Source organism: Haemophilus seminalis, from assembly GCF_006384255.1.
Classification (GTDB): Bacteria; Pseudomonadota; Gammaproteobacteria; order Enterobacterales; family Pasteurellaceae; genus Haemophilus; species Haemophilus seminalis.
In genome coordinates this window covers 256,077-270,145 of the sequence record NZ_VCED01000003.1, presented here as the reverse complement: position 1 = coordinate 270,145, position 14,069 = coordinate 256,077, and the positions used below count along the sequence as shown (strand labels likewise).

General features: G+C 39.5%; 14 protein-coding genes and 1 pseudogene. 5 read left to right on the top strand and 10 right to left on the bottom strand.

Annotated features, from left to right (window positions below; all coding sequences use genetic code 11):
* Window positions 1-17 precede the first annotated feature (17 nt).
* The 4 genes from fecE to FE813_RS05690 are packed head-to-tail and all read right to left on the bottom strand — an operon-like array spanning window position 18 to window position 3,647.
* Window positions 18-785, bottom strand: a complete 768-nt coding sequence (gene fecE, locus FE813_RS05705; protein ID WP_005633067.1) for a Fe(3+) dicitrate ABC transporter ATP-binding protein FecE — start codon at window positions 783-785, stop codon at window positions 18-20.
* Entirely contained in the window at window positions 785-1,768 is a 984-nt protein-coding gene (gene fecD / locus FE813_RS05700; RefSeq protein ID WP_139989822.1) for a Fe(3+) dicitrate ABC transporter permease subunit FecD, read from the bottom strand. The genes fecE and fecD overlap by 1 nt, the downstream gene beginning before the upstream one ends.
* Window positions 1,768-2,757 carry an iron-dicitrate ABC transporter permease FecC gene (gene fecC / locus FE813_RS05695; RefSeq protein WP_139989821.1) on the bottom strand — a complete coding sequence of 330 codons (990 nt, stop codon included), beginning with the start codon at window positions 2,755-2,757 and terminating at the stop codon, window positions 1,768-1,770. The genes fecD and fecC overlap by 1 nt, the downstream gene beginning before the upstream one ends.
* Window positions 2,757-3,647, bottom strand: a complete 891-nt coding sequence (locus tag FE813_RS05690; protein WP_139989820.1) for a Fe(3+) dicitrate ABC transporter substrate-binding protein — start codon at window positions 3,645-3,647, stop codon at window positions 2,757-2,759. The genes fecC and FE813_RS05690 overlap by 1 nt, the downstream gene beginning before the upstream one ends.
* Before the next feature lie 310 nt (window positions 3,648-3,957).
* Here FE813_RS05690 and FE813_RS10685 point away from each other — a divergent pair.
* Window positions 3,958-4,967, top strand: a pseudogene (locus FE813_RS10685) (transposase); the annotation flags it as partial.
* Window positions 4,968-5,147: 180 nt separating this feature from the next.
* Here FE813_RS10685 and nadN read toward each other — a convergent pair.
* Window positions 5,148-6,959: an NAD nucleotidase gene (gene nadN / locus FE813_RS05685; RefSeq protein WP_139989819.1), complete on the bottom strand. Its 1,812-nt coding sequence runs from the start codon at window positions 6,957-6,959 to the stop codon at window positions 5,148-5,150.
* A gap of 24 nt (window positions 6,960-6,983) precedes the next feature.
* Window positions 6,984-7,763 carry a hypothetical protein gene (locus FE813_RS05680; protein ID WP_139989818.1) on the bottom strand — a complete coding sequence of 260 codons (780 nt, stop codon included), beginning with the start codon at window positions 7,761-7,763 and terminating at the stop codon, window positions 6,984-6,986.
* Between the two features lie 310 nt (window positions 7,764-8,073).
* On the opposite strand from FE813_RS05680, the gene rpsP reads away from it, so the two are divergent.
* The 4 genes from rpsP to rplS are packed head-to-tail and all read left to right on the top strand — an operon-like array spanning window position 8,074 to window position 10,059.
* Window positions 8,074-8,322, top strand: coding sequence for a 30S ribosomal protein S16 (gene rpsP / locus FE813_RS05675; protein WP_005626429.1), 249 nt, complete (start codon window positions 8,074-8,076; stop codon window positions 8,320-8,322).
* A gap of 44 nt (window positions 8,323-8,366) precedes the next feature.
* Window positions 8,367-8,894, top strand: a complete 528-nt coding sequence (rimM, locus tag FE813_RS05670) for a ribosome maturation factor RimM (protein WP_139989817.1) — start codon at window positions 8,367-8,369, stop codon at window positions 8,892-8,894.
* Between the two features lie 37 nt (window positions 8,895-8,931).
* Window positions 8,932-9,672, top strand: coding sequence for a tRNA (guanosine(37)-N1)-methyltransferase TrmD (gene trmD, locus FE813_RS05665; RefSeq protein ID WP_139989816.1), 741 nt, complete (start codon window positions 8,932-8,934; stop codon window positions 9,670-9,672).
* Between the two features lie 36 nt (window positions 9,673-9,708).
* Complete coding sequence (gene rplS, locus FE813_RS05660) at window positions 9,709-10,059, top strand: 50S ribosomal protein L19 (RefSeq protein ID WP_005626422.1); 351 nt, start codon at window positions 9,709-9,711, stop codon at window positions 10,057-10,059.
* A gap of 45 nt (window positions 10,060-10,104) precedes the next feature.
* Here the strand turns inward: rplS and mnmA are convergent, their stop codons facing one another.
* The 4 genes from mnmA to nqrF form a co-directional block, all read right to left on the bottom strand.
* Window positions 10,105-11,259, bottom strand: coding sequence for a tRNA 2-thiouridine(34) synthase MnmA (gene mnmA, locus FE813_RS05655; protein WP_139989815.1), 1,155 nt, complete (start codon window positions 11,257-11,259; stop codon window positions 10,105-10,107).
* 116 nt (window positions 11,260-11,375) lie between these two features.
* A complete protein-coding gene (gene nqrM, locus FE813_RS05650; RefSeq protein WP_005629187.1) occupies window positions 11,376-11,636 on the bottom strand; it encodes a (Na+)-NQR maturation NqrM in 261 nt (86 codons plus the stop codon).
* A gap of 2 nt (window positions 11,637-11,638) precedes the next feature.
* The gene (locus tag FE813_RS05645; RefSeq protein WP_139989814.1) at window positions 11,639-12,679 is read right to left on the bottom strand and encodes an FAD:protein FMN transferase; all 1,041 of its coding nucleotides are present in this window, start codon (window positions 12,677-12,679) and stop codon (window positions 11,639-11,641) included.
* Window positions 12,680-12,823: 144 nt separating this feature from the next.
* A complete protein-coding gene (gene nqrF, locus FE813_RS05640; RefSeq protein ID WP_139989813.1) occupies window positions 12,824-14,059 on the bottom strand; it encodes an NADH:ubiquinone reductase (Na(+)-transporting) subunit F in 1,236 nt (411 codons plus the stop codon).
* Window positions 14,060-14,069 lie beyond the last annotated feature (10 nt).

Here is a 14,069-nt window from a genome sequence, read left to right as displayed (position 1 = left end):
TGCGGTCAAATTTCTAGTTATTTTAATATAAACATCGGCGTATCACTGATTGGATCACGATGAATAATGACATCTAAATCAAACACATCCTTCAGCAACTCTTCGGTCATGACTTCATCAGGTGTGCCTTGTGCCATTACTGCACCTTTTTTCATGACGATTAAGTGATCGCAATAGCGGCAGGCTTGGTTGAGGTCATGTAACACCGTAATCACGGTTTTTCCGTTTTGTTGCATTTGTCGCATCATGCCCATGAGTTCAGCTTGGCGGTTTAAATCCAGATAAGTGGTAGGCTCATCGAGTAGCACTAATTCAGCATCTTGCGCAAGAGTCATGGCTAAGAAGACGCGTTGTTGCTGACCACCAGATAAATCAGAAACCAACTGTTCGGCAAGTTCAGCAGTTTGTGTTTGATCCATCGCCCAAGTGACCAATTCTTCATCTTTTTGGCTGAGTTTGCCCCAGAGATTTAAGTAAGGCGAACGCCCGTAGGCGATCAATTCCCGCACTTTAATCCCTTCTGGTACCAGGTGTTGCTGCGGGAGAAAAGCCAATTCTTGGGCATATTCTTTAGGGCTTTTTTGCCAAATATCCTGACCTTTATGGGTGATTGAACCTTGCTTCGGTTTGAGCAAGCGAGCCACCGCTTTTAATGTGGTGGACTTACAGCAACCATTTGGGCCGATTAATGCAATCACTTTATTTTTCGGGAATTTTAGCGACAGATTTTTAACCACGAGTTTATCTTGATAACCTAAAGATAAATTATTGATTTCAATGCTCATTATTTAGTTCTCATCAATAAGTAGAAGAAATATGGCGCACCGATAATTGCAGTCAGAATACCCGCTGGGAGTTCAGTTGGTGGGTCCATTACCCGCGCCAAAATATCCGAAAGTTGTAATAAGAGGGCGCCAATAATCAAGGCTGCCGGTAATAGGGTGCGATGCCGGCCACCGACTAAACGGCGAGCAAGATGCGGAGCAACTAAGCCTAAAAAGGCAATCGGACCACAAATTGCCACGGCTGTAGTAGAAAGGGCTACCGCTAGCACTAAAACGCTAATTTGCACTTTATTTACGGTCACCCCCAAGGTGGAAGCTTTGTTTTCACCTAAACCAAGGGTATCGAGATCGCGACAGAAAATAAATGGCAAGGGTAGCAACACTACTAACCATGGTAATACCACATTTAAATAAGACCAGCTGCGCCCCCACAGGCTTCCTGTGAGCCATAACATTGCCGTATTGATCTCGACTGGATTGGTAAGTATCAGATAATGACTAATGGCTGCCCACAATGCGGAAAGTGCTACCCCAATGATTGCCATTTTGATAGGGCGGAAGTTAAAACCGCACACGATCCATAAAATGACAAAAGAGAGCACACCACCTAAAAAGGCAAAAATCGGCATCCAGTAAAATGCTAAGTTTGGCAAGAACATCAATACCGAAACAGCAATTAACCCCGCTGCATTGTTAATCCCTAAAATATCGGGAGAGGCAAGTGGATTACGCACCACGCTTTGTACGAGCACACCAGAAATCGCTAAGGCGCCGCCTAATAAAATCGCTAATACCGCACGGGGTAGGCGATATTCCATCAAGGTAAAATAGTTTTTATCATCAGGCTTAAAGGCCGCCCAAATTTCCTCAAAGGAAAGCGTATAAGTGCCGAGACGAATACTCAACCCAAAGAGCAGTACCATTAGACCAAGCGTGAGGACATAAAAGCTGATAGCACGAAAAGATACATGAGAGGTTCGCATTAGTGTCTTCCTCTGGCAAATAATACAAAGACTGGTGCACCGATTAAGGCAAGCACCGCACCAGCAGGTACTTCACTAGGGAAGTTGACCGCGCGGGCAATGGTATCTGCAGCGAGCATTAAAATTGCACCGAGTAACATCGCCATAGGGAGCGATTTTCGCAAGTCATAACCAATCCAATAGCGAGCAAGATGAGGCACGAGTAAGCCGATAAAGGCAACTGGGCCGGCAACACTCACGCTTGAACCCACAATCAATAATGCAATGATATTAGCGTACCAGCGTAAACGAAAGAGATTGATGCCTAGTGAACGCGCGGATTCATCACTTAAATTGAGTAAATTTAAACGGCTAGCAAAAAGCAGACAGAAAAGTGCGGTCAAAATAAAGAATGGAAATAACGTCAATAATTCATTCCAACGGGCATGTGCAATGCCACCCGCTAGCCAACTCATAATACCGAAGGCATGATCTTCCGCGATAATGAGCAGTAATTTTGTGAGCGCTGCACACAGTAGTGATACGGCAATCCCCGCTAAAATCACTCGGCTACGATCTCCACTGTTGTCTTTCCAACCATTGCTGATCAGCATTACCACAAACCAACTCAGACCGCCGCCGATGCTAGCCACTAAAGCAATACTATAACCAGAAAGAATCAAAGGGCTAAAAGCACTGGCGGTGACCATGGCAAGACTGGCTCCCGAGTTCACGCTGAGTAGCGTAGGCGAGGCCAATGGATTGCGCGTAATGGTTTGTAACAACGCACCCGCCACCGCAAGATTGGCGCCTAAAATCATGCTAACTAATGCACGTGGTAGGCGTAAATCGGTAACCGTAATTTTGACAATTTCATCTCCATCGGGAAGGAACGCTTGTAACGCTGCAAGCGGTCGGATTTCGATGGGATAATACAAAAACAGGCTTCCCCATAATAGTAAAGGCAGAATGATAAGGGGAAGTCCCCAACGGAAAGTGGACTTCATCATTATTTTTGTTTCACGAAACCTTCAATTTGTTTTGCCATAATTTTGCTCGCTTCTAAGCCACGACCGCGAGCCCACATGTCGGCATCAACGCTGTAAACATGGTTTGCTTTTACGGCAGGAATGGCTTTCCAAAGTGGCTCAGCTTCCCATTTGCGCGCGATACTTTCATCACGATAATGGGCGATGAACAAGTATTCCGGTTTTTCCATTACTAATTGTTCAAGGTTGATTTCTACGAAAGCTTGATCACTATTGAGTTTAGTTGGGGCAAAACCTAATGTCGTTAAGAAACTACCCACATAGCCATTGTCATTTTGGATATTAAATTTATCTTCTCGGGAAGTACCAAATGAGGCTTTTTTGCCTTGCACACCTAAATTTTTTGCGATATTGGCAATGTAATCATTATGTTCATTGATTTTTGCTTTCATTTCGCTACTTTTACCGACTAAATCACCAATTTTCTGTGCTGTTTCAAGATTTACTTGATAGCTCTCATGACGGGAATCGAACATCACCGTTGGCGCAATTTTTTTCAATTCTTCAAACACCGCTGTGTGACGGGAAGGATCAGCAATAATTAAATCGGGTTTGAGAGAAGCAATCACTTCAAGACTCGGTTGAGAACGCGTACCAACGGATTGCCATGCAGCAATTTTTTCGCGTACTTGCGGCAAAATACGCTCAACTTTATTATCGTCAGCCACTCCCACAGGACTTACCCCCACTTGTGCTAGGGCATCTACGAAAGAATACTCTAATGCCACCACTCTGGTTGGGGTTTTATCAAGGGTAAACTCACCATTAGCATCTTTTACCGTTACTGCACCGGCGAAAGTAGATGCCATTAACAATACAGAAGTGAGAGTTGTTTTTAATAATTTTTTCATGCTATGTCCTCCAGTAATAAAAACGAGGTAATTATACACAAAAAAATGAATTGATAATAATTTTCTTTTGATTGAATCCTAAAATTACTGAATTCTTGCTATATAGCATTTTGTTATTTCTAATAACATCTAAATATTAATTACTAAGAGGCTACTTTAAAACAAAAATAGCGCGTTAAATACGTGTTATTTTAGACCGCTAACATAGCTCTAGAAGTTTGATCTAATAGACATATCAAACAAGAAAATGCCTATGCTTAAAAATACTGCCCCTCCTCTATATGAACTCAAGATGATAAGTCTTTAGCAATTGGTTCAACAAGACCATCTTGTTCACAAAGTAGCGAGATCCATTGATTTTGAATTTATCCATGATGAGGGCGCTCATCTTTATTGTCAGGATAACGGTCATCCAGCTGTTGACCCTATTTGATAGTTTAAAATAATACTGTTGGGCTATCTCTTTGGTATTAAAAGTGAACGGCAATGGATAAGCCAATGTGGTTTACCACTGGTTTTAGGGATGTCCTTAACAAAAAAGTGATTGACACCAGCACACTTAGCCAAAATAATCTTCGTCGTTTTAATGGTGCGGATGTATTTGAGCATATTTTTTACTTGTATCGTATGGAAAGCAATTGAAAAAGGCTTGATGGGGGCAAGTATCCGTTTACAGACAGTACCCATTTAAAGCTAGCGCTAATAAGAACGAAAAACATAATAAAAAGTATAAGGTACAAGTCAGTCAGTATATTGATATGCTCACCCAAGATGTGGTGAAAATACGAAAAAAGGAAAGAAGCCGTTAAAAGCGAGTGAAAAAGTGGCAGAAATCAAAGACATCAAGGCAAGCATAGGATTATTTTAAATACCTTTGCCTCGGGCAGGTAATATCAATGACAACTAACCCTATATTGCTCACCTTGATTCCTCGACATAACGCTTTCAGCTCCTCCCCAAAAAAGCCGTCGGGCTTGATGCTGGCTATTTTACCGCCCCTATCACAGAAAGCTTGGCTCGCCGAGAGGTTATTAGTGTATTTGATTATCATCGCCCGAGCAAAATCAAAAAACCGAAAGGCTGATTACCTGACACACTTATCAAGCTACGATAGAAAACGTCGATACAGTTAAGTCATCGGAGCAAGGGAAAAACTCTACAAACGTCTAGCAAAAATGGTTGAGCATAACTTTACGTAAGCAGAACAACACCATAGACATAGTTATGCCCATTACAGCGGTCCGTCGAAAGTACACATGCAATGCAATCACAAAATATCAAGAAAATGCCCTTGTGCTATGGGCTTTTTTACGCTTTTTATGATTCAGCCTTTATTAATATGAGGTAATGGTAAAAACTCTACGAAACTGACTGCTTGAATGGCAATCTAAAGTGAAATGTAATAGAAAGAGACAAAACCCACCTTTATACCAGATGGTCTATAAAGTGGGTTTGCCTGAGGTATAAAATCGAGTGTTAAATACACGCTATTTTTAAATTTTATTTTTTAGGTAACGCATCAGTCGAAGCATTAAATTTTACATTTGATGAAGTATAAGCCTCAAAGTGCGGATGTTTTTTCATAAATTTAATGAAGCTTTCCGCATCAGGTAAGTAGGTATCAACGCCCTCATATTTCGGATCATTAAATAATTTACCAAAAGTTTTGTAACCATCTTTACCGCTAGCTACATAAGCATTAGTACCAACGAGATAACGTTTATTATCATCAATTGGTTCCCATTGTTGGGTTTGTTTATTCAATACTTCCACGCTGACTAAACGTTTACCTTCTGCATTTGGTGTTTCATTCGCTTCGTAACGAATGCCCGCGCCATAAGGAAATGCCCCTGTAGAACCATCAACTAAAGCAAATTGCATCGCATCTTCAAGCACTTGTTTTACTAACGAACCTTCCATTTTATAGGTATATAACGTATTCCCGAAAGGTAAGAAAGTATAAGCATCATTAAAGGTTACATTGCCCGGTAAAATATCTGCGCGTACACCACCTGCATTTTGAATGGTTAAATCCACCGTTTTGAGTTCGTTATACATAGTTTCTGCAATAAAGCGTGTCGCGATAGAACCTTCTGGATTAGAGCCTGCTTTATTTGGGATACGGTTTGCTGAACCACCCGGCATTGCAGAACCAGTGATGACACCAACGATTTCTTGTGCTAAACGATCCTTTTCACTTTTATATTTTGAAATAAGCATGTCTGTTTTTGCATCATGATCATCAAGTGAAATACTCTTCATTGATTTTAAAGTATCAAGCGCTTTTTTACGTTCATCTCCTGTTAATTCAGTCCATTTACCTTCCGCATTTTTCACTTGAAGTTTATGAGAACTCATTAACACGTGAGGAATTTTACGAGTAATAGACGCAATACCTTCAGGACTGAATTTAACACCTAAATCACCCACAACAGCAGAATAAGCCCAACCTTCCATTACAAATACCGGTTCGCCATTCGGATTTTTAAATTCAAGCGGATATTCATAGATTACTGGAAGTTTTAAACCACGTAATTCATCGTTTCCGTATAAATAATGTGAATCGCCAGTAACGATCACATCAATATCATTCACTTTTTGCGCGATTTCGATATTTTTTTCACTACCTGCGTGTGAAAGTAAAATGATTTTATTAATACCTTGTTGTTTTAGCGCATTTGCCATAATTTGTGCGGTAGCAATTTCATCATAGAACTTCACATCCTTACCTGGTGAAGAGGAATTAACCGTTTTATTCACGGTATCTAAACCGATAATAGCAATTTTTTCTCCATCCACAGTGAAAATATCGTAAGGTTTCCATTTGTTATATAAAATTGAATTTTTATCAGGAATAACATTGGCTGAAAGTACTGGAATTTTTAATGGCTCGAGTAGTTTTAATAAACCTTCATTACCCGCGTCAAACTCATGGTTACCCAAAGTAAAATAATGGAAATTACCAGCATTCATGACCGCCGCATCAGCGGAACCGCCAAAAAGGGTGAAATACAGCGTACCAGTAATCGCATCACCAGCATGTAGCACTAATGGATTTTTATACTTTTTACGTAACTCATAAAGTTTTCCATTCACAGCAGAAAAACCACCAATATCAACCTTTGTTTGTTGACCATTTAAATTAATTCTCGCTTCGTGCGGTTCCAAGTAAGAATGGTGGTCATTAATATGTAAGATACTTAACTCCACAGCTTTATGTGCTTGTGGCGCTTCTTTAGCAAAGGTTGAACCAGAGCAAAGCATTGCTAACGCACTAACTGCAAAGGTAACTGATTTTTTAGATAAAAACATAATGGCTCCTTATGAGTAAACGGATTAATTTAAGCCTTCAAGCATTGCTTGGAAAGTCTTATAACGAATAGCATAGTTATTGTGTTGAAGATTTTCACGTGCTTGATCTAAATACGAAAAATCATCAACCTCCACCCCTTTAAATTGGCGAGCAAACATCATATTAGCTAGAGCGAGACGGGGCTTAATTTCTGAAGAAGGGGTTATCAAACTCACTCGATTCTCGGTAATAGAAAAAGTTGTTTGATTAGGAAAATCTTGACGTATCTGTTCAATAATTTTTTGAAATATACCTTTAGCATCCAAAGACAATAATATGATTTGATCTGCTTTTGCTCCCCGTTCTATTAAAGCCTGAACAAATTGCTCCGAATTATCTGTTTGACGAATATAAATTTTTGCCTGCTCATTCGCTAAAAAAGACACCAATAAGTTTTTCTTCATTTCCTGAATTAAATTAGCATCGCCAGTATTTATCGGCTCAAAGTATAAGTAATCAAGAAATTTAGGAGTGAGATTTTTATCTGTTTTAAAAATGCGAGTGAGGATTTTTTCACTTATTTGGATCTGATTATCTAGGAATTGAGGAGGTAAAGAAAAAAGTGCGGTAAGTTTTTTCTGTAAAATCGAAACTTGTTGTTTTTCTTGTTTGGCTAAAGCGATTGAAAATTGTTGCTTTAAAGCCTCAGCGGACTCAGTAGATATTGATTGGTGAGAAGATGGAGGAGGACTTGCTATCACAGATTGTTGAATGCCAATACATGACGCTAATCCAAGTAACACAGAATGAAAACCGATTTTCATAATAAACCTCATTTAACTGATATTTTATCAATGTAAAATACCGCTTAACGCGTAAACTTGACCTAAAACTGTTTAAGAGTTTCTTAGATTATACGTAAAACAAAATTGCATGTGAATGATAATGTTTACTTTTTCAAGAGAATATAACGTACTTATTAGAATGCTCATCCAAAACTTGCAATTTTGCTCAAAAAGTATAAAATTCGCAGGCTTTTTGTCTATATATACAGAGAAAAAAGTAAGCTATATTCTTAAATCGCTTTCGAGTTTAGGAATATTCTTTTAGTAATTAAACATTTAGAGGAAGGTTATGGTAACCATTCGTTTATCTCGTGGCGGAGCTAAAAAACGCCCATTTTATCAAATCGTAGTAGCTGACAGCCGTTCACCACGTGACGGTCGTTTCATTGAGCGTGTAGGTTTCTTCAACCCAATCGCACAAGGTAACGCAGAACGTGTTCGTATCGACCTAGACCGTGTTAACCACTGGGTTGGTCAAGGTGCATCACTTTCTGATCGTGTTGCGAGCTTGGTAAAAGAAGCTCAAAAAGCAGCGTAATTTTGCTTTTTGATTTAGTTCTTAAACTAAGATAGGTGAGAAATATGGAACAACAACGTATTGAAGTTGTGGGCAAATTAGGCTCAACCTACGGTATCCGTGGGTGGTTACGTATTTATTCATCAACAGAACAAGCTGAAAGCATTTTTGAGTATCAGCCTTGGTTTTTAAAAATCAAAGGTGAGTGGCAGCCAACAGAATTAGAAAACTGGCGTCATCATAACCACGAAATCATCGTGAAATTAAAAGGCGTTGATGATCGTGAAGCCGCACAAATTTTAGCAAATGTTGAAATTGGTGTGGATTTATCTGTTTTCCCAAAACTAGAAGAGGGTGATTATTACTGGCACGATTTAATTGGTTGCTCAGTCGTAAACCTAGAAGGTTATACAATGGGAACGGTAACAGAAATGATGGAAACTGGATCTAATGATGTATTAGTGGTTAAAGCCAATACCAAAGATGCTTTTGGAAAACAAGAGCGGTTAATTCCGTTCTTGTATGAACAAGTAGTTAAAAGAGTCGATCTCACCACGAAAACTATTGAAGTGGATTGGGACGCTGGTTTCTAATCTCAAGTATGCACAAACGTAATGTAGTAGGCTTTTTATGTGGATAGGGGTGATTTCATTATTCCCCGAAATGTTTAAAGCGATTACGGAATTTGGGGTTACGGGCAGAGCCGTAAAACATAATCTTCTGCAAATGGAATGTTGGAATCCAAGAGATTTTACATTCGACAAGCATAAAACCGTGGATGACCGTCCTTATGGTGGTGGTCCGGGAATGCTGATGATGGTACAACCTTTACGGGGTGCGATTCATGCTGCGAAAGCAGCGGCAGGAGAAGGCGCAAAGGTGATTTACCTTTCGCCACAAGGACGTAAACTCGATCAAGGCGGTGTAACCGAGCTTGCTCAAAATCAGAAATTGATTTTGGTATGTGGACGTTACGAAGGTATTGATGAACGGTTGATTCAAACTGAAATTGATGAAGAATGGTCAATTGGCGATTACGTTCTGACCGGTGGGGAATTGCCGGCAATGACATTAATTGATGCTGTTGCGCGTTTTATTCCTGGTGTATTAGGTAAACAAGCCTCTGCAGAAGAAGATTCTTTTGCAGGTGGTTTATTAGATTGCCCGCATTACACCAGACCGGAAGTGTTAGAAGGATTAACTGTACCGCCCGTGCTGATGTCGGGACATCATGAAGAAATTCGGAAATGGCGATTAAAACAATCGTTACAAAGAACGTGGCTCCGACGCCCTGAGCTCTTAGAAGGCCTAGCTCTGACTGACGAACAACGTAAACTGTTAAAAGAGGCGCAAGCCGAGCATAACAGTTAGTTTCAGTTATATCTAGGATCAATAAAGGATCAAACAATGTCTAACATTATCAAACAACTTGAACAAGAACAATTAAAACAAAACGTACCTAGCTTCCGCCCAGGTGATACTTTAGAAGTTAAAGTATGGGTAGTTGAAGGTAGCAAACGTCGTTTGCAAGCATTCGAAGGCGTGGTTATTGCAATTCGTAACCGTGGCTTGCACTCAGCATTTACTTTACGTAAAGTATCTAACGGCGTAGGCGTTGAGCGTGTATTCCAAACTCACTCTCCAGCTGTAGATTCTATCGCTGTTAAACGTAAAGGTGCAGTACGTAAAGCTAAACTTTACTACTTACGTGAACGTTCAGGTAAATCTGCTCGTATTAAAGAGCGTTTGGGCGAATAATTTCGCAAAGAAAAAGGCTTGGGATTCCAAGCCTTTTTTGTTAGGTTATTTAATCCGTTCTTCGATAATCCCACCGCCCAAACAAATTTCACCAAGGTAAAATACGGCAGATTGTCCTGGTGTGACGGCTGATTGAGGTTCATCGAAAATCACTCGAATAGTTTCATCATCAATCGGTTCAATCACACAAGGAATATCTTGTTGGCGATAACGTGTTTTAACCGTGCAACGTAATAATTCACGAATTGGCTCGCGATCAACCCAATGTAATTGGCTAGCAATCAAACCTTTTGAAAATAAACGAGGATGGTCATGCCCCTGAGCGACAATAAGCTCATTATTTTCAACATCCTTATCTACCACATACCAAGCCTCATCACCCGCATTTTTTAAACCACCAATGCCTAATCCTTTACGCTGCCCCAACGTGTGATACATCAAACCATCATGGCGACCAATAATTTCACCATCAACAGTACGAATATCACCAGGTTGAGCCGATAAGTAACGAGCTAAGAAATCCTTAAATTTACGCTCACCAATAAAACAAATACCGGTAGAATCTTTTTTCTTCGCCGTAATTAAGCCAAGATCTTCAGCAATAGCGCGAACAATGGGCTTCTCGATTTCACCAACGGGGAATAAACTTTGCCCTACTTGTTTATGGCTTAAGGTATAAAGAAAATAACTTTGATCTTTATTAGTATCTAAACCACGTAATAATTTTGCATTTTCATCATCACCGGCTCTACGTACATAATGTCCTGTTGCAATGTAATGGGCACCAAGATCTTCAGCAGCATATTCTAAAAATGCTTTAAATTTAATTTCTTTATTACACAGAATATCTGGGTTCGGCGTGCGCCCTGCTTTATATTCAGTTAAAAAATGCTCAAAAACATTATCCCAGTATTCTGCCGCAAAATTAATTTTATGTAGTTTAATCCCCAACTTATCACATACAGCCTGAGCGTCTGCAAGATCAGCTGCGGCAGTACAGTAATCCGTATCATCATCTTCTTCCCAGTTTTTCATAAACAGGCCTTCCACCTGATAGCCTTGCTGTTGAAGAATAAAAGCTGACACAGAAGAATCCACGCCGCCAGACATACCACAAATCACTTTTTTGGTAGCATTTCTCGCAAGCTGTTCTTGTGTAAGCTGAGGAAAGTGTTGATTATAAGTATTTGAAATTAACATAGTTCTCCCGTAACTTCGGTTAAGGCGAAGCACATTGGTCATTGAATTAGAAAACGGCAAAATAATTTTGCCGTTAAGTTTATTTTGCACATAAAGTGCGGTCATTTTTGAGCAAGTTATTTCACTTCATAAAATTGCGAATCATCATCTTTTTTCGCAAATTTTTGCTCATATTCAGCTTTCGCTTGTTCATCACCCGCATCTAATTTTGATTGAAGCGTGTCACACGGTTTATCACAATCGCAAGCTTTGGCAATACCAAGGGTAGATAAACCACCGCAGCTGCCTTTTAAACTTTGTTTTTTGATAATAAATCCGATTGACATCAACAATATAATTGCGACGAAAGCGATTAAAGTAAAAAATAAAGTTTGCATAACTATTCTTTTGTTTCTGTTAATTTTTTGAAAGTAGAAGATGATTTTGTGATAAAACCATTATCTGTTTTAATGATTAAGTAAATGGCAAGATTATTTTTCTCAGCCACTTCTAACGCCTTGTCTTCACCCAGCACAAATAAACCTGTTGATAGGCCATCTGCAGTCATTGAGGTTGGTGCAAGTACCGTAATTGAGGCTAAATGATGCTGAATTGGATAACCTGTTTTCGGATCAATTTCATGAGCAAAGCGTTTACCATTTTCTTCAAAGTAAATACGATAATCGCCAGAGCTTGCCATTCCCATATTGTCTAATCCAATGACAGCCTCTACCGCTCTTTCACCTGTTGTAGTTGGTTTTTCAATTGCTATCTGCCAAGGTTTACCTTCAATATTTTTTCCTTTCGCACGAATTTCACCGCCGATTTCAACCATGTAATTCTGAGCATTTAATTGTTCTAACTTCTCAGCGACCTGATCAACGCCAAAACCTTTAGCAATCGAGGATAAATCGACATAAACTTGAGGAAGTGCTTTGCTTAATGTCGGTTTTGCACCGCTCATATCGAGGGCAATTTTATCAATACCAACCCATGCTTGGCGTTCAGCTAATTGTTCTGGCGTAGGTTGTTTTTCTGGGCGTTTTTCAGGGCCAAATCCCCATAAATTCACAACTGGGCCAACAGTTACATCCAATGCACCTTCAGTCACTTTATTTAAACGAATCGCTTCTGCCAATACTTTGGCAAAATCTTCTGAAATCTCAATCGGTGTGTTCACTTGGGTATTTTGATTGAAACGACTCAGTTCCGAATCTTTTTTGTAAGTAGACATTTTAGCGTTCACATCTTTTAAGATAGCTTCAATTTCTTCATGCGTCTTTTCTGATGTTGCTTTCATTGAGCCTTCATCAAGGTATTTAACATGATAAGTCGTTCCCATTGTTTTACCACTTAATGAGATAACTTTTGTTTCTTTTTGACAGGCAGCAAGACTTAATGCCATTGCCACCGCCATGATACCGCTTATTAATTTTTTCATCTGGATTTCCTAAATCTGTGAATTACTGGCAAACTCAACAAAACTTACCTGTAATCATAGAAAATTTTCTAAAAACACCTTAAATTTTGACCGCACTTCATCACAAAGTGCGGTCAGTTTTTATGATGAATTGACTAACTAAAATCAGCCACCAAAGTCATCTAATAAAATGTTTTCATCTTCAACACCAAGATCTTTCAACATTTTAATTACAGCTGCATTCATCACCGGAGGTCCACACATATAGTATTCACAATCTTCTGGTGCTTCATGATTTTTCAAGTAGTTTTCATAAAGTACATTATGAATAAAGCCTGTATAGCCAGTCCAATTATCTTCAGGCAATGCGTCCGATAATGCAACATGCCATACAAAGTTTGGATTTTCAGCTTGTAATTGATCAAAGTCTTCTTGATAGAAGATTTCACGTTTAGAACGTGCACCATACCAGAATGACATTTTACGTTTAGAGTGAAGACGTTTTAATTGGTCAAAAATATGAGAACGCATTGGCGCCATACCCGCACCGCCACCGATAAATACCATTTCCGCATCAGTCTCTTTAGCAAAGAATTCACCAAATGGACCAGAAATAGTAACTTTGTCACCTGCTTTTAATGACCAAATGTATGAAGACATTTGACCTGGAGGAGCATCAGGTTGACGCGGAGGAGGCGTTGCAATACGCACGTTAAGCATAATTATGCCTTTCTCTTCTGGGTATGAAGCCATAGAGTAAGCACGGATAATATGCTCGTCTACTTTAGAGACATAACGCCATAAATCATATTTATCCCAGTCTTCATGGTATTCTTCAGGAATATCGAAATCTTTATAGTTCACCACATGTGGATCAGCTTCGATTTGGATATAACCACCTGCACGGAAAGGTACTTCTTCGCCTTCAGGAATCGCTAATTTAAGCTCTTTAATAAAGGTGGCTTTGTTATCGTTAGAAATAACGGTACATTCCCATTTTTTCACGCCGAAAATTTCTTCTGGAAGTTCAACGTCCATATTGCCTTTTACATTCACTTGGCAAGCTAAACGATAGCCTTCTTTTGCTTCACGTTTGTTAATGTGAGAAAGTTCGGTTGGAAGAATCTCTCCGCCACCATTTTTCACTTTAACAATACATTGACCACAAGAGCCACCACCGCCGCAAGCAGAAGACACGAAAATACCTTTACTTGCTAGAGCACCTAATAATTTGCCACCTGCAGGTAATGTAATCGCTTTCTCCGGATCGTTATTGATACCAATAGTAATATCACCAGAATCGACTAGTTTTGACTTGGCAAACAAGATAATCGCAACGAGTACTAAAATAATAGCGGTAAATGCTGCAACACCTAATAATAAAATTGAAGATTCGCTCATTTATGCCTCC